Origin of the sequence: Pseudomonas sp. WS 5010 (genome assembly GCF_012985565.1) — a bacterium.
GTDB lineage: Bacteria > Pseudomonadota > Gammaproteobacteria > Pseudomonadales > Pseudomonadaceae > Aquipseudomonas.
This window is the reverse complement of the sequence record NZ_JAAQWQ010000003.1, coordinates 25,058-45,521: the sequence shown is the minus strand read 5'-3', so window position 1 is coordinate 45,521 and position 20,464 is coordinate 25,058. Positions and strand designations below refer to the sequence as shown.

At 55.1% G+C, this 20,464-nt stretch carries 24 protein-coding genes; 1 reads left to right on the top strand and 23 read right to left on the bottom strand.

The features are described 5' to 3' along the window. Window position 1: 1 nt before the first annotated feature. The 5 genes from HBO11_RS09085 to HBO11_RS09065 all read right to left on the bottom strand — a co-directional run bounded on the left by HBO11_RS09085 (window position 2) and on the right by HBO11_RS09065 (window position 6,783). Complete coding sequence (locus tag HBO11_RS09085; RefSeq protein ID WP_170058869.1) at window positions 2-2,002, bottom strand: integrase; 2,001 nt, start codon at window positions 2,000-2,002, stop codon at window positions 2-4. Next, on the bottom strand, window positions 1,999-3,510 hold the full coding sequence (locus HBO11_RS09080) for a site-specific integrase (protein WP_170058868.1): 1,512 nt from the start codon (window positions 3,508-3,510) through the stop codon (window positions 1,999-2,001). The genes HBO11_RS09085 and HBO11_RS09080 overlap by 4 nt, the downstream gene beginning before the upstream one ends. Continuing rightward, window positions 3,507-4,721: a site-specific integrase gene (locus HBO11_RS09075; protein WP_170058867.1), complete on the bottom strand. Its 1,215-nt coding sequence runs from the start codon at window positions 4,719-4,721 to the stop codon at window positions 3,507-3,509. The genes HBO11_RS09080 and HBO11_RS09075 overlap by 4 nt, the downstream gene beginning before the upstream one ends. 142 nt (window positions 4,722-4,863) lie before the next feature. Next, window positions 4,864-5,379 carry a single-stranded DNA-binding protein gene (locus HBO11_RS09070; protein ID WP_017849542.1) on the bottom strand — a complete coding sequence of 172 codons (516 nt, stop codon included), beginning with the start codon at window positions 5,377-5,379 and terminating at the stop codon, window positions 4,864-4,866. Window positions 5,380-5,388: 9 nt separating this feature from the next. After that, complete coding sequence (locus HBO11_RS09065; protein WP_169951370.1) at window positions 5,389-6,783, bottom strand: MFS transporter; 1,395 nt, start codon at window positions 6,781-6,783, stop codon at window positions 5,389-5,391. A gap of 180 nt (window positions 6,784-6,963) precedes the next feature. Between HBO11_RS09065 and uvrA the strand changes: the two genes are divergently transcribed. After that, window positions 6,964-9,798: an excinuclease ABC subunit UvrA gene (gene uvrA, locus HBO11_RS09060; protein WP_169951372.1), complete on the top strand. Its 2,835-nt coding sequence runs from the start codon at window positions 6,964-6,966 to the stop codon at window positions 9,796-9,798. 68 nt (window positions 9,799-9,866) lie between these two features. Here uvrA and bfr read toward each other — a convergent pair whose 3' ends face one another. The 18 genes from bfr to rplX all read right to left on the bottom strand — a co-directional run bounded on the left by bfr (window position 9,867) and on the right by rplX (window position 20,461). Then, the gene (gene bfr / locus HBO11_RS09055) at window positions 9,867-10,331 is read right to left on the bottom strand and encodes a bacterioferritin (protein WP_029299402.1); all 465 of its coding nucleotides are present in this window, start codon (window positions 10,329-10,331) and stop codon (window positions 9,867-9,869) included. 155 nt (window positions 10,332-10,486) lie between these two features. Continuing rightward, window positions 10,487-11,935, bottom strand: coding sequence for a catalase (locus tag HBO11_RS09050; protein ID WP_169951374.1), 1,449 nt, complete (start codon window positions 11,933-11,935; stop codon window positions 10,487-10,489). Window positions 11,936-12,162: 227 nt separating this feature from the next. Continuing rightward, complete coding sequence (rplQ, locus tag HBO11_RS09045; protein ID WP_007918448.1) at window positions 12,163-12,549, bottom strand: 50S ribosomal protein L17; 387 nt, start codon at window positions 12,547-12,549, stop codon at window positions 12,163-12,165. Between the two features lie 41 nt (window positions 12,550-12,590). Beyond that, window positions 12,591-13,592 carry a DNA-directed RNA polymerase subunit alpha gene (gene rpoA, locus HBO11_RS09040; protein ID WP_003176403.1) on the bottom strand — a complete coding sequence of 334 codons (1,002 nt, stop codon included), beginning with the start codon at window positions 13,590-13,592 and terminating at the stop codon, window positions 12,591-12,593. 22 nt (window positions 13,593-13,614) lie between these two features. After that, on the bottom strand, window positions 13,615-14,235 hold the full coding sequence (gene rpsD / locus HBO11_RS09035) for a 30S ribosomal protein S4 (RefSeq protein WP_003210056.1): 621 nt from the start codon (window positions 14,233-14,235) through the stop codon (window positions 13,615-13,617). Window positions 14,236-14,253: 18 nt separating this feature from the next. Continuing rightward, on the bottom strand, window positions 14,254-14,643 hold the full coding sequence (rpsK, locus tag HBO11_RS09030) for a 30S ribosomal protein S11 (protein ID WP_002555466.1): 390 nt from the start codon (window positions 14,641-14,643) through the stop codon (window positions 14,254-14,256). A gap of 30 nt (window positions 14,644-14,673) precedes the next feature. Beyond that, window positions 14,674-15,030 carry a 30S ribosomal protein S13 gene (gene rpsM / locus HBO11_RS09025; RefSeq protein WP_024077676.1) on the bottom strand — a complete coding sequence of 119 codons (357 nt, stop codon included), beginning with the start codon at window positions 15,028-15,030 and terminating at the stop codon, window positions 14,674-14,676. 129 nt (window positions 15,031-15,159) lie between these two features. After that, window positions 15,160-15,276: a 50S ribosomal protein L36 gene (gene rpmJ, locus HBO11_RS09020; RefSeq protein ID WP_002555468.1), complete on the bottom strand. Its 117-nt coding sequence runs from the start codon at window positions 15,274-15,276 to the stop codon at window positions 15,160-15,162. Between the two features lie 28 nt (window positions 15,277-15,304). Beyond that, complete coding sequence (gene secY / locus HBO11_RS09015; protein WP_053125863.1) at window positions 15,305-16,633, bottom strand: preprotein translocase subunit SecY; 1,329 nt, start codon at window positions 16,631-16,633, stop codon at window positions 15,305-15,307. Continuing rightward, window positions 16,634-17,071, bottom strand: coding sequence for a 50S ribosomal protein L15 (gene rplO / locus HBO11_RS09010; protein ID WP_003176407.1), 438 nt, complete (start codon window positions 17,069-17,071; stop codon window positions 16,634-16,636). It lies immediately after the preceding gene. A gap of 3 nt (window positions 17,072-17,074) precedes the next feature. Further along, window positions 17,075-17,251 (bottom strand): 50S ribosomal protein L30, encoded by a 177-nt coding sequence (rpmD, locus tag HBO11_RS09005; protein ID WP_003176408.1) that lies wholly within the window; start codon window positions 17,249-17,251, stop codon window positions 17,075-17,077. A 2-nt stretch (window positions 17,252-17,253) separates the two neighbouring features. After that, window positions 17,254-17,754 (bottom strand): 30S ribosomal protein S5, encoded by a 501-nt coding sequence (rpsE, locus tag HBO11_RS09000; protein ID WP_003186035.1) that lies wholly within the window; start codon window positions 17,752-17,754, stop codon window positions 17,254-17,256. Window positions 17,755-17,757: 3 nt separating this feature from the next. Further along, window positions 17,758-18,108, bottom strand: a complete 351-nt coding sequence (gene rplR / locus HBO11_RS08995) for a 50S ribosomal protein L18 (RefSeq protein ID WP_003186037.1) — start codon at window positions 18,106-18,108, stop codon at window positions 17,758-17,760. Window positions 18,109-18,118: 10 nt separating this feature from the next. After that, a complete protein-coding gene (gene rplF, locus HBO11_RS08990) occupies window positions 18,119-18,652 on the bottom strand; it encodes a 50S ribosomal protein L6 (RefSeq protein WP_003176412.1) in 534 nt (177 codons plus the stop codon). 12 nt (window positions 18,653-18,664) lie between these two features. Beyond that, window positions 18,665-19,057 (bottom strand): 30S ribosomal protein S8, encoded by a 393-nt coding sequence (gene rpsH, locus HBO11_RS08985; RefSeq protein WP_017848802.1) that lies wholly within the window; start codon window positions 19,055-19,057, stop codon window positions 18,665-18,667. Between the two features lie 208 nt (window positions 19,058-19,265). Beyond that, window positions 19,266-19,571 (bottom strand): 30S ribosomal protein S14, encoded by a 306-nt coding sequence (rpsN, locus tag HBO11_RS08980; protein WP_003176414.1) that lies wholly within the window; start codon window positions 19,569-19,571, stop codon window positions 19,266-19,268. A gap of 13 nt (window positions 19,572-19,584) precedes the next feature. Next, a complete protein-coding gene (gene rplE / locus HBO11_RS08975) occupies window positions 19,585-20,124 on the bottom strand; it encodes a 50S ribosomal protein L5 (protein ID WP_003210069.1) in 540 nt (179 codons plus the stop codon). A gap of 22 nt (window positions 20,125-20,146) precedes the next feature. Continuing rightward, the gene (gene rplX, locus HBO11_RS08970; protein WP_029299388.1) at window positions 20,147-20,461 is read right to left on the bottom strand and encodes a 50S ribosomal protein L24; all 315 of its coding nucleotides are present in this window, start codon (window positions 20,459-20,461) and stop codon (window positions 20,147-20,149) included. Window positions 20,462-20,464 lie beyond the last annotated feature (3 nt).

Below are 20,464 nucleotides of genomic sequence, written 5' to 3'. Positions count from 1 at the left end.
ATTAGAATTGCCCTAGCATTTTGCGCAGATCGCCCATATCGAACTCATCCGAGACGACATTGATTAATTTCTCAGATCGCGCCGCGATTTCTCTCTTGAGGACGCTGTGTTCTTGATCGTTACTCAACCGGATTACAGCGCCGTTGGGCGTATCGGGCGACTCAAGGATCATTATCAACTGATCCACACGCTCTAGCGTGGCAAGCTGGTGCTGTGTCCATCGGTCAGCGCCATAGACCCCATCCTCGGAGGCTGCGGCGGCCTTGTCGAGCTGTACCTGGGTACGGTCCCGGACATTTTTTAATCGCACGAGCTTTTCGTCGTCGCCCTTTACGCAAACCTGCTCGGTACAATTCAGGCAGTCGCGGTGCTTTTGGCACGGGACCATTGAAAAATCGTGCACACAAAAACCGTAGATAGTGACATGAGCAATACCATCTCCAACGGCTTCCAAGTCCGCGAGAGTCACCGGGGCATTTGCCTTCACCCTTTCCAGCAGGCCAGCCCCCACAATCTCACGTGCACCATCCACAAGTTCAGACTCGGTCATATGGTTATATGTGGCGTTCTGACGAATATCAGCTCTCCCGGACCACCGCGCAATGTCTAGCTCGCCAAGTTTTCCCCGCTGAGCGACTGTGTTTAGGAAGTGGCGTACTTGGTGAGAAGTCATTGAGATTTCTGTCTCGTCCAAATTTCGATAACCGTGCCGCTTCCAAATACTGTTTTCCTGACCGGGGATGAAATTCAAATCAGTTGTAAACGTGCTCTTGCCAGGAGTCCAAAGCAAAATTGGACTAGCATCCCATTCAATGTGAAATTCATGCTTTCGAAAGCATGTGAGCGATTTCGACCACTTGATGCCTAGCTCTTTATGCTTCCATGGAAAGCCATCAGGCAACTGGCTACGACAAAAATCATTCAGATCGCGAAGGGTCAGTGCTGTTCCTCGATTCAAAATATCGAGAATTTTCGGATAGTTCTGGAAATAAGCACGGAGACCAGGAAGTCCGCCATGACTGGAAATACCTACGGCTTCACATGCCTGGGAAGCCGTAAGGGGATGGTCCTCGCTGACATTTGGGCAGTTTGCATGTCGGTAGAATTCGTTCGGATGATCCTGATACCATTTCGCTAGTTCCCGGCCTGGCTTTGTCAGCTCTGTAAGACGTCGAGCAGCCTCTACGGCAGTGTCTTCGAAAATAGTGGGCATATATTTGATGTCTGACGCATACCCTTTTCCCCCATAAAAGCGAAGACCTCGGCGCATTACACCATTTCTGTCCTTTTCTCGGTGAAAGCAATTCAGTGGCAGCTGTTGGATTTCCGAAACTCTCGAAGGGGCGCTCATGAGCAACCCGAATATCGAAGTAGTGAAAACGTCCCTGGGCGCCTCCAGTTTATTGGAAAACATCTCGGCCATACTGTCTAGCCAGTGATCTTCGGGCATTTTTTCTTCGCGCTTTTTTCTGCCCTCCGCATCGGTTCGATTTTGATCTTTATCCTTCTTTATCGGGTTCTTCCAAGTAAGCTTGGTGGCGACCAAACGGTTTTCGTTCAGGAAGGCTATCAGCTGAACCAGCGCCAAACCTGCTTGATAAGCGGTGGAGCGATAGTTCCTTGCAACCTCGGCGGAAGCATCAAGAACCTCGATATCAGTTAATGTAATATCCGCCACCCCCTTAACCATGATGAGGGCCTGTTCAATGCACCGCAATGCCTTGAATTCGTTCTTTAGCTTCTTGCCGTGAAACCCACAGGAATATCTTACGTAGGCTTTAGCAAAAGGGATAAATTTAGCATCAAGAATTTGATCCTCACCAAAGCCTCTTGCAGGCGCACCTTGAATCGTAAAGTTCCCGACTTTAGGCCAAGTGTTACTGTACCAATCAAGGTCCGCACCAAACACCGTTAACCGATCACGTGCCAGCTCGATGAAATCAGCTAAATTTCTTTTAGAATCCAGCTCGTGCTTAGGGGTGAATAACAACACATTGCTCATGCTGCATCCCTACTGTTGATTTTTCGGCAACGATCTACAACATCGCCAACAGCCAAGATAAGACGATCATTCACAGATGCGATTTTGAGGTCACCGGTTTGTTCCATTACCAAGTCACGATCTTCAATGAGGGTGTCGAGAAATGACTCATGTGGACCGTCAAGCCACGGCTGGAAGAATGAGCACGTATAGCACGCGATGGGTGCACTGGCTGAACAGAAACCGTAGCTCCCGCAACTACCAAGGTTCACCTCGCCATTCGATATGCGGCTGGCTCGGTCACTACCCCTTGATGCGTCGCGCTCCGACTTAACCAACACACCTTGGAAAGCCTGGGCGAGAGGTGCTAATTGAAGAGCTACTGCTTTATTCAGGCGCTCAACGATTTCCGGGCTGTTTCGTACGTAGACACCAGCGTTTTGCGTGTCGCTATGACCCAAAGCTTCGGCGATGACAAATTCCCCATGCCCCTCACGCCCAAGATTGGTGCCCAGCGTATAGCGGAACCGGGTCGGATTGATCCAGATTGGTAGGCCCGTCCGTTCACTAAGCACATCAAGTTTTTTAGCCACTTGGGCCATCGCGGCTGTAACGTAAGCATTCGGGGCATGCAAACGATCGCAGTCCAACTGCTCGCGAAGGTTTTCACTTCTATTTAGTTCACTTATGCGAGGAAAGAGAGGCAGCTCGCCTATCAATTCCTCAGGCACGGAGTCATAAAGGTGTTTCGCAAAGAGGCGCTGGACCATCGCAGACTGCTCCTGCAATAGCAGCCAAAGATCTTCCACGATGCCGTAGCGTTTGAAACCCACCCTCCAGCCCTGGCCACGTTGCTTAGCCTGAGGAAAGTTTATGTAGTACTTCCCTCCTACGAATTGAAGATCTTTAAGCTTCAGCGCCGTGATCTGCCCTGGTCGTCGTCCTGTCATTGCCAGCGTCATGGCGTAGCAAGTTTCTTCCAGCGAAAATAGCCCATCAGAAAAACCAGCAGTCAAACTATCAAGCATTCCCGACATTTCAATATCGGTGAACGGGCCGGAATCCGGGCACATCGATTGCACCGCAAAGCCCTTTTCGTTTCCCTTCAATGTCCATTTATCAAGCAGCAACAGGGACTTCTCTGGCACCCCGGCATATCCCAAGGCATGCCACTGGCGGATGAAACCTCTCAGATTGCCCAGATGCCATTCATTTTTGGAGTCTAGCTGCGAGCGGAACGAGAGCAACGACTCTGGGCTGAATGGCTCTAGAGACGGGGTAGCCTCAAGATAATGCTTGCACCGTTCAAACATATTTTTCGTATGCGAGGGGGCGTATTTTTTAGCATAAAGTGCCAAAACCAGCCGGAAAGACATCCACAGCGTGTCGGGGAGCAGTCCCTCCATGGCGAAGAGCGGAATAGTGATGTCTTTGCTTAATATCCATCGGTCGTCATCAATATGAAATGTATAGCCTTCACGGGATGTATAGGCAACTGTCTGATGGATAGCAGCGGCGAGCTGGTTCACTCTTTATTGTCCTTATGCATATTTTTGAGGTGCTTTGCCTGAATCTCTAGTGTTGCCACTCTGGCTTTTTCTTTGATACGTCGCCCGTTGTAGGTCGCTGCTGTTCCCGAAGTGGACATCCATCCCATCAAAAATGAGCGACTACGCTCCTCTTCCGCAGACGAAGTTTCACGTTCGTCGGAATTTTTAGAAAAAGTATAGTTCCAGTGATGGCGTAGAGAATGAGCATGCACACCCGCATGACCTGCTGCTGCGTGCTTTATCTGATCAAAGATTTTGCCAAAGGCAGAGTTCGAAAGAGGACGTCCTAGGTTTGGTCCCTCTTTATGAACCACAAACAGATAGCCGTGCCTTCGGGCCGCGGGGATTTTATTCCGATACTCGGTCACATACTCATAGATGCGTTGGATCAACTCGGGAAGAACCGGGTATGGTCTGCCGAAGGTTTTAGCAGTGGGCTGGATCGCTCTCACATCACCTTTGGAGTCCGCCCGCCGTACCACTTTGATGACCTTCGAAGCAAAATCGATATCCTCAATCTTCAGATTAAGGGCTTCACCACGTCTAAATCCAGTGGTGCGCAGTATAGAGAACAACAGCGCATTTCGTACTTGGACAGGATAGGACCCGACAGGATTAGACTCAGATCCAGGCTTCAAAATCATTTCGAGGCTATCCAGCATCTCATCATCTAGATGCTTATCTTCGCGATCCGTCTCCAACCATCCAGCATTTTGAGGCCGGTTCGCTCTGATCTGTGAAGCCATTGCCGTAGCCGCCGCACTGCTGAGATCGGTAGCGCGTTGAAGTTTCCCGGCGAGAAACTCAAGGTATATAGCAATAACGCTCATGCGTGCATATTGGACTTCGTTACAAACAACTTTCGGCTGCTTTATGGACACTACCTTTTGGGCAGCAGATACACGAAGAGGTTTTTGAAGAAAATCACGTAGCGCGTGTATTTCATGGGCTTCCAAAAGGAGGTTTTTCTTAAACCGTGCCTCTATGTCTATCCCGAAATACTCCTGCCAAGCGTATAAAGATTTTATTGCCGTCAGCGCGTTAATGTTTGTGTTGACCGCTAGGGAGCCGCCTCGCAGGTGGGCGGTTACAAAGAGAGTCGGGTAAAACAGTGGAACCCCATCGTCTCCCACCAACACTACAAGCCTCTCACCGTCAGCACATGTGAGCCTACGCATCCTGATGATCATAAAGCTTCCAATTCTTTACATTTTTACATGGTGGCATACATATCAAAAATGGTCAAAATAATTTTACACCTCTAAAAACGAAGAAGCCCCCGATATACGGGGGCTCCAGACCAAAACTTTACAAAAAAGTCTAAGGTGACCGCTAGAACGGAATATCATCATCAAAGCTATCGAAGTCAGCCGCTGGCTGCGGTGCCGCCTGCTGTGGCGCTGGACGCGACTCACGCTGTGGCTGCTGGCTTGGCTGCGGACGGGACTGCTGTGGACGCGGCGCCGAGTTGGACATGCCACCCTGGCCCTGTTGGTCGCCCTGTGGACGGCCGCCCAGCAGTTGCATGGTGCCTTGCATGTCGACCACGATTTCAGTGGTGTAACGCTTGATGCCGTCTTTTTCCCACTCGCGGGTCTGCAGTTTGCCTTCGATGTAGACCTGCGAACCCTTGCGCAGGTATTCACCGGCGATCTCTGCGACCTTGCCGAACATCGACACACGGTGCCATTCGGTTTTCTCGACCTTCTGGCCAGTCTGCTTGTCAGTCCACTGTTCGCTGGTCGCCAGACTCAGGTTGGTCACGGCGTTACCGTTAGGCAAGTAGCGAACTTCGGGATCCTGGCCGCATGTACCGACCAATATGACTTTGTTAACCCCACGGGCCATAACGTTCTCCTAGGCTGGGCGCGCTGTCGGCACTGGATTTACCAGTTGCTCGAGCGTCGCGCGATCCAATAGTTCGGTGTCCAATTTGATGTAAATGGCCGCCTCTTCAGCGACCACGACTGCATCTGTTACCCCTACGACGGCCTTCAGGCGCTCTACCAGACCGCTTTCACGGATCGCCTCGGGCGATAGCGGCAAACGCAGGCTTGTGACGTAGGGAGGTTCGCGCATGGTAACAGCAAAGACCAGCCAAAGTGCAGCCAGCCCGGCGCATCCGAGGAACACAACCGACAAACCGCCATGCTGGAACATCCAGCCGCCCATGATCCCGCCCAGCGCCGAACCGAGGAATTGGCTGGTGGAATACACCCCCATCGCCGTGCCCTTGCCGCCCGCCGGTGAAACTTTACTGATCAGCGAAGGCAGTGACGCCTCCAGCAGGTTGAACGCGGTGAAAAACACCACCGTGCCGATTACCAGCGCCCGTAGGCTGTCGCCGAACTGCCAGAAGAATAGTTCAGTGAGCATCAATGTCGCGACGGCGCCGAGCAAAACTCGTTTCATTTTGCGTTTCTTCTCGCCGTAGATGATGAACGGGATCATGGCGAAGAACGAAATCAGCAACGCGGTCAGGTAGACCCACCAGTGCTGCTCCTTGGGCAACCCGGCCTTTTCCACCAGCGCCAGGGGCAAGGCGACGAAGCTGCACATCAGCATGGCGTGCAATACGAAGATACCTAAATCCAGGCGCAACAGGTCGGGGTGCTTGAGCGTCGGCAGCAGCGCCTGTTTGGCCACGCCCGACTCACGGTGCTGCAGCGGCCCGGTGGAACGCGGCACCATAAAGGCCACGATCAGGATGCCGAACAGCGCCATGCCGCCGGTGGCCAGGAACAGGCCGTGCAAACCGAACGCACGAGTCAACAGCGGGCCAACCACCATCGCAACGGCAAACGAAAGACCGATGGTCATGCCGATCATGGCCATGGCCTTGGTGCGATGCTGTTCGCGGGTCAGGTCCGACAGCAGCGCCATCACCGCCGCGGAAATCGCCCCGGCGCCTTGCAGGATGCGTCCGGCGATCACGCCCCAGATCGAGTCGGCATTGGCCGCCAGCACGCTGCCCAGGGCGAAGACGATCAACCCCAGGTAGATCACCGGCCGGCGGCCAATGCGGTCGGAAATGATCCCGAACGGAATCTGGAAAATCGCCTGGGTCAGGCCATAGGCGCCAATCGCCAGGCCGATCAGGGCCGGGGTCGCGCCAGCGAGGTCCATGCCATAGGTCGCCAGTACCGGCAACACCATGAACATGCCCAGCATACGGAAGGCGAACACCAGGGCCAGACCGCTTGCTGCTCGGGTCTCGCCGCTACTCATGCGTTCGCTGTGGGGATCGTGCATGGAAAAACCTCGTGTGAACCGGCGGCGATTCTACCAGTCCCATCGATTGAGAGGGTATATGCGGCGCTTTGCCGCGCAGCTTTCATGTAAGGCTGAAATGGGCAAATTGACAGTGTATATTCATCCAGTCTTTAGCCGTATACTCCTGCATTATTTATACGCCCGCCGTGCGAGGCCATCTTGGACAAGATCCTGATTCGTGGGGCTAGAACCCACAACCTGAAGAACATCGACCTGACCCTGCCCCGGGACAAACTGATTGTCATCACCGGCTTGTCCGGGTCCGGCAAGTCGTCGCTGGCGTTCGATACGCTGTATGCCGAAGGCCAGCGTCGCTATGTGGAGTCGCTGTCGGCCTACGCCCGGCAGTTCCTGTCGATGATGGAAAAGCCTGATGTCGACACCATTGAAGGCCTGTCGCCAGCCATTTCCATCGAACAGAAATCGACCTCCCACAACCCGCGCTCCACCGTGGGCACCATCACCGAAATCTACGATTACCTGCGCCTGCTGTACGCACGCGTCGGTATTCCGCGCTGCCCGGACCACGACATCCCTCTGGAAGCGCAGACCGTCAGCCAGATGGTCGACCTGGTGCTGGCCCAGCCGGAAGGCGCCAAGCTGATGCTGTTGGCCCCGGTAATTCGCGAGCGCAAGGGCGAGCACCTGTCGGTGTTCGAAGAGCTGCGCGCCCAGGGTTTTGTCCGCGCCCGGATCAACGGCAAGCTCTATGAGCTGGATGAAGCACCAAAGCTGGATAAACAGAAGAAGCACACCATCGATGTGGTGGTCGACCGTTTCAAGGTGCGCGCCGATCTGCAGCAACGTCTGGCGGAGTCGTTCGAGACCGCGCTGAAACTGGCGGATGGTATCGCCCTGGTGGCGCCGATGGACGACGAGCCAGGCGAAGAAATCATCTTCTCCGCGCGCTTCGCCTGCCCGATCTGCGGCCATGCCATCAGCGAGCTGGAGCCCAAGCTGTTCTCCTTCAACAACCCGGCCGGCGCCTGCCCGACCTGTGATGGGTTGGGGGTCAAGCAGTTCTTCGACATCAAGCGCCTGGTCAATGGTGACCTGACACTGGCGGAAGGCGCGATACGTGGCTGGGACCGGCGCAATGTGTATTACTTCCAGATGCTCGGGTCATTGGCTGCCCACTATAAATTCAGCCTGGAAGTGCCATTCAACGAACTGCCGGCCGAGCAACAGAAAGTCATCCTCCATGGCAGCGGCTCGCAGAACGTCGACTTCAAGTACCTGAACGACCGTGGCGACATCGTCAAGCGCTCCCACCCGTTCGAAGGCATCGTGCCCAACCTGGAGCGCCGCTATCGGGAAACCGAGTCGGCCAGCGTGCGCGAGGAACTGGCCAAGTTCCTCAGCACCCAGCCCTGCCCGGATTGCCGCGGCACCCGCTTGCGTCGCGAGGCCCGCCACGTGTGGGTCGGCGAGAAGACCCTGCCGGCGGTGACCAACCTGCCGATCGGTGATGCCTGCGAATACTTCGCCGTACTGAAGCTGACCGGGCGACGTGGCGAGATTGCCGACAAGATCCTCAAGGAAATCCGCGAGCGCCTGCAGTTCCTGGTCAACGTGGGTCTGGACTATCTGTCCCTGGATCGCAGTGCCGACACCCTGTCCGGCGGCGAGGCCCAGCGCATTCGCCTGGCCAGCCAGATCGGCGCCGGCCTGGTGGGCGTGCTGTACATCCTCGACGAGCCGTCCATCGGCCTGCACCAGCGCGACAATGATCGCTTGCTGGGCACGCTCAAGCACCTGCGCGACATCGGCAACACGGTGATTGTGGTCGAACACGATGAGGACGCCATTCGCCTCGCGGACTACGTGGTCGATATCGGTCCCGGTGCGGGCGTGCATGGCGGGCATATTGTTGCCCAGGGCACCCCGGCCGAAGTCATGGCCCACCCGGACTCGCTGACCGGCAAGTACCTGTCTGGCCGGGTAAAAATCGAAGTGCCGGCCAAACGTACCCCGCGTAATAAAAAACAGGCACTGCACCTCAAGGGCGCGCGCGGCAACAACCTGCGCAATGTCGACCTGGAAATCCCCCTGGGCCTGCTGACATGCGTGACCGGTGTATCCGGTTCAGGCAAGTCGACCCTGATCAACAACACCCTCTTCCCCCTCAGCGCCACGGCATTGAACGGTGCCACCACCCTGGAAGCAGCCGCCCATGACAGCATCAAGGGCCTGGAGCTGCTGGATAAAGTAGTGGATATCGACCAGAGCCCGATTGGTCGCACTCCCCGCTCCAACCCGGCGACCTATACCGGGCTGTTCACGCCGATACGCGAACTGTTCGCCGGTGTGCCGGAGTCCCGCTCCCGTGGTTATGGGCCTGGGAGGTTTTCCTTCAACGTCAAGGGTGGGCGATGCGAAGCTTGCCAGGGCGACGGCCTGATCAAGGTCGAGATGCACTTTTTGCCGGACATCTACGTTCCGTGCGATGTGTGCAAGAGCAAGCGCTACAACCGCGAAACCCTGGAGATCAAGTACAAGGGCAAGAACATCCACGAAACCCTTGAGATGACTATCGAGGAAGCTCGGGTGTTCTTTGACGCGGTGCCGGCCTTGGCGCGCAAGCTCCAGACCCTGATGGACGTGGGCTTGTCGTATATCAAGCTGGGGCAGTCGGCGACCACGCTGTCCGGTGGCGAGGCGCAGCGGGTGAAGCTGTCTCGCGAGCTGTCCAAGCGCGATACCGGCAAGACCCTGTATATCCTCGATGAACCGACCACCGGCCTGCACTTCGCGGATATCCAGCAATTGCTCGACGTGCTGCATCGCCTGCGCGACCACGGCAACACCGTGGTGGTGATCGAACACAACCTGGATGTGATCAAGACGGCCGACTGGCTGGTGGACCTGGGGCCGGAAGGCGGCTCCAAGGGTGGGCAGATTATTGCGGTGGGTACGCCGGAGCAGGTCTCCGAGATGCCGCAATCCCACACGGGCTACTATCTGAAGCCGTTGCTGGCGCGCGACCGGGCCTGACTCTTCAGGCCCAACAAAAAGCCCCTGTCACCGTAGCGGTGACAGGGGCTTTTTTATTGCCGGCGGAATCAGAACTGCGATTGCAGGTAATTTTCCAGGCCGATCAATTTGATCAGACCCAGCTGCTTTTCCAGCCAGTAGGTGTGATCTTCTTCAGTATCGTTCAACTGTACGCGCAGGATTTCCCGGGTCACGTAGTCATTGTGCTTCTCGCAAAGCTCGATGCCTTTGCACAGTGCTGCACGAACCTTGTATTCCAGGCGCAAGTCGCTGGCGAGCATCTCAGGCACAGTGGTACCGGTATCCAGGTCGTCAGGACGCATACGCGGCGTGCCTTCGAGCATCAGGATACGGCGCATCAGCGCGTCGGCGTGCTGTGCCTCTTCTTCCATTTCGTGGTTGATACGCTCGTAGAGCTCGGTAAAGCCCCAGTCTTCGTACATACGCGAGTGAATGAAATATTGGTCACGAGCTGCCAGTTCGCCCGTCAGCAACGTGTTGAGGTAATCGATTACGTCGGGGTGACCTTGCATCGCCCTACATCTCCCTACTTGAAAGACTGTAGTTTGAACCAAGCGGACCCGCAGGTCACGGGATGAACGGCATAAAAGTGATGTTTTTCGGAGAAAAGTAGCTGAAATAACGCAAAAACCGCCCAAATGAGGGCGGTTCTGCTTATCACTTAGAGTTAGTTAAGCGATACACCCAGTGCAGTTGCGATCCCTTCTCCATACGCCGGATCGGCCTTGAAAAAGTGCTGCAACTGACGCTGAACCACATCGCTGGAAACACCCGCCATCGCGCCCGCGATGTTGTTGATCAACAGCGCCTTTTGCTCAGCATTCATCAGGCGGAACAGCGCACCGGCGTGGCTGTAGTAATCCGTGTCTTCGCGGTGATCGTAGCGATCAGCTGCACCACTCAGAGCCAGGGCAGGTTCTGCGTACTGCGGCGCCTGTTTGGGGGCATCGGCGTAGCTGTTTGGCTCGTAGTTCGGGGCCGCGCCACCGTTGCTGCCGAACGCCATGGAACCGTCACGCTGGTAAGTATTGACGGGACTGCGTGGAGCATTCACCGGCAGGTGCTGATGGTTGGTCCCGATACGGTAGCGATGCGCATCGGCGTAAGCAAAGACACGCCCCTGCAGCATGCGATCTGGCGACAAACCGACACCTGGCACCATGTTGCTTGGACCGAACGCGGCTTGCTCCACTTCGGCGAAGTAGTTCTGCGGATTGCGGTTCAACTCCAGCTCGCCCACCTCAATCAACGGGAATTCTTTCTGAGACCAGGTTTTGGTCACGTCGAAGGGATTCTCGTAGTGCGCGTTGGCCTGGGCCTCAGTCATGATCTGGATACACACGCGCCATTTCGGGAAGTCGCCGCGCTCGATGGCCCCAAACAGATCGCGCTGAGCATAATCCGGATCGGTACCGGCCAGGCGCGCAGCATCGGCAGGCGCCAGGTTCTTGATGCCTTGCTTGGTCTTGTAGTGCCATTTCACCCAGTGACGCTCGCCATTGGCGTTGATCAAGCTGTAGGTGTGGCTACCAAAGCCATGCATGTGGCGGTAGCCGTCCGGGATACCCCGGTCCGAGAACAGGATGGTGACCTGGTGCAGCGCCTCAGGCGAATGTGACCAGAAGTCCCACATCATCTGCGCACTTTTCAGGTTGCTTTGCGGCAGACGCTTTTGGGTGTGGATGAAATCGGGGAATTTCAGTGGGTCACGGATAAAGAACACCGGGGTATTGTTGCCAACGATGTCCCAGTTGCCTTCTTCGGTGTAGAACTTCAATGCGAAGCCACGTGGGTCGCGCTCGGTGTCTGCGGAGCCGCGCTCGCCACCCACTGTCGAGAAACGCAGGAAGGTTGGCGTCTGCTTGCCAACAGCGTCAAACAGCTTGGCGCTAGTGTACTGGGTGATGTCCTTGGTGACCGTGAACGTGCCATAGGCTCCCGAGCCTTTGGCGTGTACACGACGCTCTGGGATGTTTTCGCGGTTGAAATGGGCAAGCTTCTCGATCAGATGAAAGTCGTCGAGCAGCAGCGGGCCACGCGGACCTGCGGAACGGGAATTCTGGTTATCGGCAACGGGAGCACCGCTGGCGGTTGTAAGGGTTTTATTCTGGCTCATGCTCAATCTCCTCAGGTCAGTCTTGGAACTGCCGGCTAATCGGCTTGGAGGGAGTATTGACCAGGAAGATGGCACCATCAAATTTATTAAATCATGCTTATCGATAGTTAATTACTAACGATGACTTGGCTCGCATAGCCACAACTCAATCAATACCCGTCATGAACTTTTCTATCGCCCACAAAAAACCGGGCACTAGGCCCGGTTTTTCGTAGCAGACTGTCGTCTTACTCGGCGGATACAGCTTCGCCAGCAGTAGCACGATCAACCAACTCGACGTACGCCATAGGCGCGTTGTCGCCAGTGCGGAAACCGCACTTGAGGATGCGCAGGTAGCCACCCTCACGGGTAGCGTAGCGCTTGCCCAGGTCGTTGAAGAGCTTACCAACGATAGCTTTCGAGCGAGTACGGTCGAAAGCCAGACGGCGGTTAGCCAGGCTGTCTGTCTTGGCCAAAGTGATCAGCGGCTCAGCAACGCGACGCAGTTCTTTGGCTTTCGGCAGTGTAGTTTTAATCAGCTCGTGCTCGAACAGCGACACCGCCATGTTTTGAAACATGGCCTTGCGGTGCGAGCTGGTACGGCTCAGGTGACGACCACTTTTACGATGACGCATGGTTCATTCCTTACCAAACTCACGTTCGGTGATTACGACGATCAGGCAGTCGCCTTGTCGTCCTTCTTAAGACTTGCAGGCGGCCAGTTGTCGAGGCGCATGCCGAGGGACAGACCGCGGGAGGCCAGAACGTCCTTGATTTCAGTCAAGGATTTCTTGCCCAGGTTCGGAGTCTTCAACAGTTCTACTTCGGTACGCTGAATCAGGTCACCGATGTAGTAAATGTTTTCCGCCTTAAGGCAGTTAGCCGAACGTACAGTCAGTTCCAGATCGTCAACCGGGCGAAGCAGGATCGGATCGATCTCGTCTTCCTGCTCGATTACCACTGGTTCGCTGTCACCCTTGAGGTCGACGAACGCAGCCAACTGCTGTTGCAGGATGGTTGCAGCGCGGCGAATAGCCTCTTCAGGATCCAGAGTACCGTTGGTTTCCAGATCAATAACCAGCTTGTCCAGGTTAGTACGCTGCTCGACACGGGCGTTTTCCACCACGTATGCGATACGGCGAACCGGGCTGAACGAAGAGTCAAGCTGCAAGCGACCAATGCTGCGGCTTTCGTCTTCATCGCTCTGACGCGAGTCGGCCGGTTCATAACCACGACCACGAGCTACGGTGAGCTTCATGTTCAGGGCGCCGTTAGACGCCAGGTTAGCGATTACGTGATCGGGATTAACGATCTCGACATCATGATCCAGCTGAATATCGGCAGCGGTAACCACCCCCGAACCCTTCTTCGACAAGGTCAGCGTAACTTCGTCACGGCCGTGCAGCTTGATAGCCAGACCTTTAAGGTTCAACAGGATTTCAATTACGTCTTCCTGTACACCTTCGATGGCGCTGTACTCGTGGAGCACACCGTCAATCTCGGCCTCGACTACTGCACAGCCGGGCATTGAGGACAACAGGATGCGGCGCAGCGCGTTGCCCAGGGTGTGGCCAAAACCACGCTCGAGAGGCTCGAGAGTGATCTTGGCGCGGGTTGGACTGACAACCTGCACATCAATGTGGCGGGGTGTCAGGAACTCATTTACCGAAATCTGCATGGATGCACCTATTTTCTAGCCCTTACTTGGAGTAGAGCTCGACAATCAGGCTTTCGTTGATGTCGGCGGACAGATCACTGCGAGCAGGAACGTTCTTGAAAACGCCCGACTTCTTCTCAGTGTCTACTTCTACCCATTCTACGCGGCCACGTTGGGCACACAGATCGAGAGCTTGGACAATGCGAAGTTGGTTTTTTGCTTTCTCGCGAATCGCGACCACGTCACCAGCACGAACCTGGTAGGACGGGACGTTAACGGTTTGGCCGTTTACGCTAACGGATTTGTGCGATACCAGCTGACGGGATTCGGCACGAGTCGAACCAAAGCCCATACGGTATACAACGTTGTCCAGACGGCATTCGAGCAGTTGCAGCAGGTTTTCACCGGTTGCACCTTTCTTGCCAGCAGCTTCTTTGTAGTAGCCGCTGAACTGACGCTCGAGAACGCCGTAGATACGACGGACCTTCTGCTTTTCACGCAGTTGGGTGCCGTAGTCGGACTGGCGACCGCGGCGTTGGCCGTGGATACCAGGTGCTGCTTCAATGTTGCACTTCGATTCGATCGCGCGCACGCCGCTCTTCAGAAAGAGATCGGTGCCTTCGCGACGAGCGAGTTTGCATTTTGGACCAATGTAACGAGCCATTCTTTACAATCTCCTGGATTACACGCGGCGCTTCTTCGGCGGACGGCACCCGTTGTGCGGGATTGGCGTCACGTCGGTGATGCTGGCGATCTTATAGCCACAGCCGTTCAAAGCACGGACAGCAGACTCACGACCTGGACCTGGACCCTTGACGTTAACGTCGAGGTTTTTCAGGCCATATTCCAGCGCAGCTTGACCAGCACGTTCAGCAGCTACTTGAGCAGCAAACGGGGTGGACTTGCGGGAACCGCGGAAACCCGAACCACCAGAGGTAGCCCAAGAAAGCGCGTTACCTTGACGGTCGGTGATGGTCACGATGGTGTTGTTAAAAGATGCATGGATGTGGGCGATGCCATCAACCACTGTCTTTTTAACTTTTTTACGAGGACGAGCAGCAGGTTTTGCCATGATAATTTTCCTGTCGATTCGCTGGGGCGATTACTTGCGGATCGGCTTACGCGGACCTTTACGGGTACGCGCGTTAGTCTTGGTACGCTGACCGCGTACTGGAAGACCACGACGATGACGCAGACCGCGATAGCAACCGAGGTCCATCAAACGCTTGATTTTCATGTTGATTTCGCGACGCAGGTCACCTTCAGTGGTGAACTTCGCCACTTCGCCACGCAGCAATTCAATCTGCTCGTCGCTCAGATCCTTGATCTTAGCGGCTGGGTTTACCCCAGCAACTGCGCAAATTTTCTGCGCAGTAGTGCGACCAACACCATAGATGTAGGTCAGCGAGATAACAGTGTGCTTGTTATCTGGAATGTTAACGCCTGCAATACGGGCCATTCAGTGGGACTCCAATTGACAGCTACCTACGCCCCGGAAGCCAAGAAATAGGGCGCGAGATAATATCGCTGTAATAACAAATAATCAACCCGGCAGCGCACTAGCTGCCGGGCTTCAAGCGGATCACACTCAGCCTTGGCGCTGTTTGTGACGCGGTTCCGCGCTGCAAATTACTCGAACAACACCTTCGCGGCGAATAATCTTGCAGTTACGGCACAGCTTTTTCACCGATGCACGAACTTTCATCACCAACTCCTCGAACCTTATGGGGTACTCAGCGCAACATGCCGCTGCCGTAGCCCTTCAGGTTGGCTTTCTTCATCAGGGATTCGTACTGGTGCGAAACGAGGTGCGATTGTACTTGGGACATGAAGTCCATCACAACCACGACCACGATCAGCAACGAGGTCCCGCCAAGGTAGAACGGAACGTTTGCTGCAACCACCAGGAACTGGGGCAACAAGCACACGGCCGTCATATATAGAGCACCGAACAGGGTCAAGCGGGTCAGAACGCCATCAATGTAGCGCGCCGACTGCTCGCCTGGACGAATACCCGGAATAAAGGCACCGGACTTCTTCAGGTTTTCCGCTACGTCTTTCGGATTGAACATCAACGCCGTATAGAAGAAGCAGAAGAAAATAATCCCTGCACTAAACAGCAGAATATTCAACGGCTGACCAGGAGCGATCGACTGCGAGATGTCCTGCAACCAGCCCATACCTTCAGACTGACCGAACCAGGCACCCAACGAAGCCGGAAACAGCAAAATGCTGCTCGCGAAGATAGCAGGAATAACACCGGCCATATTCACTTTCAGCGGCAAGTGGCTGGTCTGCGCAGCGAAGACCTTGCGGCCCTGCTGACGCTTGGCGTAGTGAACAGCAATACGACGCTGACCACGCTCAATGAACACCACAAAACCGATAATCGCTACTGCCAGCAAACCGATGGCAACCAAGGCGAAGATATTGATATCACCCTGACGTGCAGACTCGAAAGACTGCCCGATTGCCCTCGGAAGACCGGCGACGATACCTGCGAAAATCAACATCGAGATACCGTTGCCAACACCACGCTCAGTAATCTGCTCACCCAGCCACATCATGAACATCGCACCAGCCACAAATGTGGTTACTGCAACGAAATGGAAGCCAAAGTCACCAGTGAACGCTACGCCCTGCCCCGCCAGACCAATGGACATGCCAATAGCCTGGACAAGAGCAAGAACGACAGTGAGGTAGCGGGTGTACTGGCTAATCTTGCGACGACCAGCTTCACCTTCCTTCTTCAACTGCTCCAGCTGCGGGCTGACGGCGCTCATCAACTGCATGATGATCGATGCCGAAATGTACGGCATGATCCCCAATGCAAAGATGCTCATCCGCTCCAGCGCGCCGCCGGAAAACATGTTGAACAAGCTAAGAATGGTCCCCTCATTCTGTCGAAACAGGTCTGCGAGTCGGTCCGGGTTGATACCTGGAACCGGGATGTGTGCGCCTATTCGGTAGACGATAATCGCCAGGAACAGAAAACGCAGACGAGCCCAAAGTTCAGACATACCGCCTTTGCCGAGCGCTGAGAGAGCACCTTGCTTAGCCATTTATTCCTCGAACTTGCCGCCAGCTGCTTCGATAGCCGAACGCGCACCTTTGGTGGCGCCGATTCCCTTGCCGATAGTGACAGCGCGAGTCACTTCACCGGACAGCATGATTTTCACACGCTGTACGTTGACGTTGATCACGTTGGCATCTTTCAGGGTCTGCACGGTAACGATGTCGCCTTCCACTTTAGCCAGCTCGGACAGACGCACTTCTGCGCGGTCCATGGCCTTCAGGGAAACGAAACCGAACTTCGGCAGGCGACGATGCAGCGGCTGTTGACCGCCTTCAAAGCCTGGAGCGATGGTGCCACCGGAGCGGGAGGTTTGACCTTTGTGGCCACGGCCACCAGTCTTACCCAAACCGCTACCGATACCACGGCCCGGACGATGCTTTTCGCGACGGGAACCCGGCGCTGGACTCAGATCATTGAGTTTCATCGATTAACCCTCGACACGCAGCATGTAGTAAGCCTTGTTGATCATCCCGCGATTCTCGGGAGTATCCTGGACTTCTACAGTGTGACCGATGCGACGCAGACCCAAACCCTTAACGCACAATTTGTGGTTAGGGATGCGGCCGGTCATGCTTTTGATCAGCGTTACTTTAACGGTAGCCATGATCAGAAGATCTCCTTGACGCTTTTGCCACGCTTGGCGGCAATGGATTCAGGAGATTGCATAGCTTTCAAACCTTTGAAAGTGGCGTGAACCACGTTTACCGGGTTAGTCGAGCCGTAGCACTTGGCCAGAACGTTCTGAACGCCAGCAACCTCGAGGACAGCACGCATAGCGCCGCCAGCGATGATACCGGTACCTTCAGAGGCAGGCTGCATGTACACCTTCGAAGCGCCGTGAGCGGACTTCATTGCGTACTGCAGGGTGGTGCCGTTCAGGTCAACTTGGATCATGTTGCGACGAGCAGCTTCCATTGCCTTCTGGATCGCAGCAGGCACTTCACGCGACTTGCCACGGCCGAAGCCAACACGGCCCTTACCATCACCAACCACGGTCAACGCGGTGAAGGTGAAGATACGGCCGCCTTTAACGGTTTTGGCTACGCGGTTAACTTGAACCAGCTTCTCAATGTAGCCTTCGTCGCGCTTTTGGTCGTTATTTGACATAACTTAGAACTCCAGCCCAGCTTCACGAGCAGCATCAGCCAGCGCTTTAACGCGGCCGTGGTACTTGAAGCCAGAGCGGTCGAAAGCCACTTGCGAGACGCCAGCGGCCTTAGCACGCGTAGCGACCAGCTGGCCAACCTTAGTGGCCGCGTCGATGTTGCCAGTGGCACCATCACGCAGTTCTTTATCCAAAGTCGAGGCGCTTGCCAGGACTTTGTTGCCGTCGGCCGAGATGACCTGGGCGTAGATGTGCTGCGACGAGCGGAACACGCAGAGACGCACGACTTCGAGTTCGTGCATTTTCAGGCGTGCTTTGCGAGCGCGACGCAGTCGAGTAACTTTTTTGTCGGTCATTTGCTATGCCCTACTTCTTCTTGGCTTCTTTACGACGGACGACTTCGTCCGCGTAGCGCACACCTTTGCCTTTGTACGGCTCTGGTGGACGGAAGTCGCGGATCTCGGCAGCCACTTGACCTACCAGCTGCTTATCGATGCCCTTGATCAGGATATCGGTCTGGCTAGGAGTTTCAGCGGTGATGCCTTCCGGCAGTTCGTAATCCACTGGGTGCGAGAAGCCAAGGGCCAGGTTCAAAACCGTGCCTTTTGCTTGCGCTTTGTAACCAACACCGACCAGCTGGAGCTTACGCTCGAAGCCTTGGCTTACGCCTTGGACCATGTTGTTTACCAACGCACGCGTGGTACCGGCCATTGCGCGAGTTTGTTGATCGCCATTGCGAGCAGCGAAACGCAGCTCACCAGCCTCTTCAACGATCTCAACGGACGAATGGATGTTCAGTTCAAGAGTACCCTTGGCACCCTTCACCGAAAGCTGTTGGCCTGCGAATTTTACTTCGACACCGGCTGGCAGCTTAACGGGGTTCTTAGCGACGCGAGACATGCTTATCCCCCCTTAGAACACAGTGCAAAGAACTTCGCCGCCGACACCGGCAGCGCGCGCAGCACGATCCGTCATCACACCTTTGTTGGTGGAGACGATAGACACGCCAAGACCGCCACGAACTTTCGGCAGATCTTCAACGGACTTGTACTGACGCAGGCCTGGACGGCTAACGCGCTTCACTTCCTCGATGACCGGACGGCCTTCGAAGTACTTCAGCTCGATGGACAGCAGTGGCTTGATTTCGCTGCTGATCTGATAACCCGCAATGTAGCCTTCGTCTTTCAGGACTTTGGCAACAGCTACCTTCAACGTGGAAGATGGCATGCTTACGACGGACTTTTCAGCCATCTGGGCATTACGGATACGAGTTAGCATGTCCGCTAACGGGTCCTGCATACTCATGGGCTAGACGCTCCTAATACAAAAAAATTAGCCTTGCGGCTACATATGTCACCGAGAATCTCCGGGCATAAAACACACGGGCTCAGGCGAGCCGCGTATTTTAGACACACTCCGGAAATGAAACAAGCCCCAAAAGGGGCTTGTTCCAGATTCTAGGCCACCGGCGGTCAGTATCTTGCGATCCTGGCCACCGAGACTTCGAAAGTACTTACCAGCTGGCTTTAACCAGACCTGGTACGTCACCACGCATTGCAGCTTCACGCAGTTTGTTACGGCCGAGGCCGAACTTGCGGTAAACACCGTGTGGACGACCGGTCAGGCGGCAGCGGTTACGCATGCGCGAAGCGCTTGCGTCACGTGGCTGCTTCTGCAGAGCTACTGTAGCTTCCCAACGCGCTTCTGGACTTGCGTTCAGATCAACGATGATAGCTTTCAGTGCTGCACGCTTCTTGGCGTACTTGGCAACCGTGAGCTGACGCTTCAGCTCGCGGTTTTTCATGCTCATCTTGGCCATGGTCCTACTCCAATCAGTTGCGGAACGGGAATTTGAACGCACGCAGCAGAGCGCGGCCTTCATCATCGTTCTTGGCAGTGGTGGTCAGGGTGATGTCCAGACCGCGGAGAGCATCGATCTTGTCGTAGTCGATTTCCGGGAAGATGATCTGCTCTTTAACGCCCATGCTGTAGTTACCACGACCATCGAAGGACTTGGCATTCAGGCCGCGGAAGTCGCGAACCCGAGGCAGGGAGATCGACAGCAGACGATCCAGGAACTCGTACATACGCTCACGGCGCAGAGTCACTTTGACACCGATCGGCCAACCTTCACGGACTTTAAAGCCAGCGATGGATTTCCGAGCGTAAGTCACAACGACTTTTTGACCGGTGATCTTTTCCAGGTCAGCAACAGCGTGCTCGATGACTTTTTTGTCACCGATCGCTTCGCCCAGACCCATGTTCAGGGTGATTTTGGTAACGCGCGGAACTTCCATCACGTTCGAAAGCTTAAGTTCTTCCTTAAGCTTCGGAGCGATTTCCTTCCGGTAAATCTCTTTTAGTCGTGCCATGGTCTTATCTACCTAGCAGTGTTCAAGCATCAACCGCTTTTTGGGTCGACTTGAAGACACGAATTTTCTTACCGTCTTCTACTTTGAAACCAACGCGATCAGCCTTGTTGGTTTCGCCGTTGAAGATGGCGACGTTAGAAGCGTGCAATGGCGCTTCTTTCTCGACGATACCGCCCTGTACGCCCGACGCGGGGTTTGGCTTGGTATGACGCTTGACCAGGTTCAGACCACCAATGACCAGACGGTCATCAGCAAGAACCTTCAGCACCTTACCGCGCTTACCTTTGTCTTTGCCGGCGATCACGATGATCTCGTCGTCACGACGAATCTTTTGCATGTC

What these genes read in the sequence shown, in the direction of transcription:
- secY (WP_053125863.1), bottom strand. Translation starts at nt 16,633, where the DNA reads ATGGCTAAGCAAGGTGCTCTCTCAGCGCTCGGCAAAGGCGGTATGTCT.
- rpmD (WP_003176408.1), bottom strand. Translation starts at nt 17,251, where the DNA reads ATGGCTACCGTTAAAGTAACGCTGATCAAAAGCATGACCGGCCGCATC.
- rplF (WP_003176412.1), bottom strand. Translation starts at nt 18,652, where the DNA reads ATGTCTCGCGTCGCTAAGAACCCCGTTAAGCTGCCAGCCGGTGTCGAA.
- rpsE (WP_003186035.1), bottom strand. Translation starts at nt 17,754, where the DNA reads ATGTCAAATAACGACCAAAAGCGCGACGAAGGCTACATTGAGAAGCTG.
- rplX (WP_029299388.1), bottom strand. Translation starts at nt 20,461, where the DNA reads ATGCAAAAGATTCGTCGTGACGACGAGATCATCGTGATCGCCGGCAAA.
- rpsH (WP_017848802.1), bottom strand. Translation starts at nt 19,057, where the DNA reads ATGAGTATGCAGGACCCGTTAGCGGACATGCTAACTCGTATCCGTAAT.
- rpsK (WP_002555466.1), bottom strand. Translation starts at nt 14,643, where the DNA reads ATGGCAAAACCTGCTGCTCGTCCTCGTAAAAAAGTTAAAAAGACAGTG.
- rpsD (WP_003210056.1), bottom strand. Translation starts at nt 14,235, where the DNA reads ATGGCTCGTTACATTGGTCCAAAATGCAAACTCGCTCGTCGCGAAGGC.
- HBO11_RS09075 (WP_170058867.1), bottom strand. Translation starts at nt 4,721, where the DNA reads ATGATCATCAGGATGCGTAGGCTCACATGTGCTGACGGTGAGAGGCTT.
- rpsM (WP_024077676.1), bottom strand. Translation starts at nt 15,030, where the DNA reads ATGGCCCGTATTGCAGGCGTTAACATTCCAGATAACAAGCACACTGTT.
- HBO11_RS09070 (WP_017849542.1), bottom strand. Translation starts at nt 5,379, where the DNA reads ATGGCCCGTGGGGTTAACAAAGTCATATTGGTCGGTACATGCGGCCAG.
- rpsN (WP_003176414.1), bottom strand. Translation starts at nt 19,571, where the DNA reads ATGGCCAAGATGAGCATGAAAAACCGCGAGCTGAAGCGTCAGCTCACG.
- HBO11_RS09065 (WP_169951370.1), bottom strand. Translation starts at nt 6,783, where the DNA reads ATGCACGATCCCCACAGCGAACGCATGAGTAGCGGCGAGACCCGAGCA.
- rpmJ (WP_002555468.1), bottom strand. Translation starts at nt 15,276, where the DNA reads ATGAAAGTTCGTGCATCGGTGAAAAAGCTGTGCCGTAACTGCAAGATT.
- rpoA (WP_003176403.1), bottom strand. Translation starts at nt 13,592, where the DNA reads ATGCAGATTTCGGTAAATGAGTTCCTGACACCCCGCCACATTGATGTG.
- rplO (WP_003176407.1), bottom strand. Translation starts at nt 17,071, where the DNA reads ATGAAACTCAATGATCTGAGTCCAGCGCCGGGTTCCCGTCGCGAAAAG.
- rplE (WP_003210069.1), bottom strand. Translation starts at nt 20,124, where the DNA reads ATGGCACGACTAAAAGAGATTTACCGGAAGGAAATCGCTCCGAAGCTT.
- rplR (WP_003186037.1), bottom strand. Translation starts at nt 18,108, where the DNA reads ATGACCGACAAAAAAGTTACTCGACTGCGTCGCGCTCGCAAAGCACGC.
- rplQ (WP_007918448.1), bottom strand. Translation starts at nt 12,549, where the DNA reads ATGCGTCATCGTAAAAGTGGTCGTCACCTGAGCCGTACCAGCTCGCAC.
- bfr (WP_029299402.1), bottom strand. Translation starts at nt 10,331, where the DNA reads ATGCAAGGTCACCCCGACGTAATCGATTACCTCAACACGTTGCTGACG.
- HBO11_RS09050 (WP_169951374.1), bottom strand. Translation starts at nt 11,935, where the DNA reads ATGAGCCAGAATAAAACCCTTACAACCGCCAGCGGTGCTCCCGTTGCC.
- HBO11_RS09085 (WP_170058869.1), bottom strand. Translation starts at nt 2,002, where the DNA reads ATGAGCAATGTGTTGTTATTCACCCCTAAGCACGAGCTGGATTCTAAA.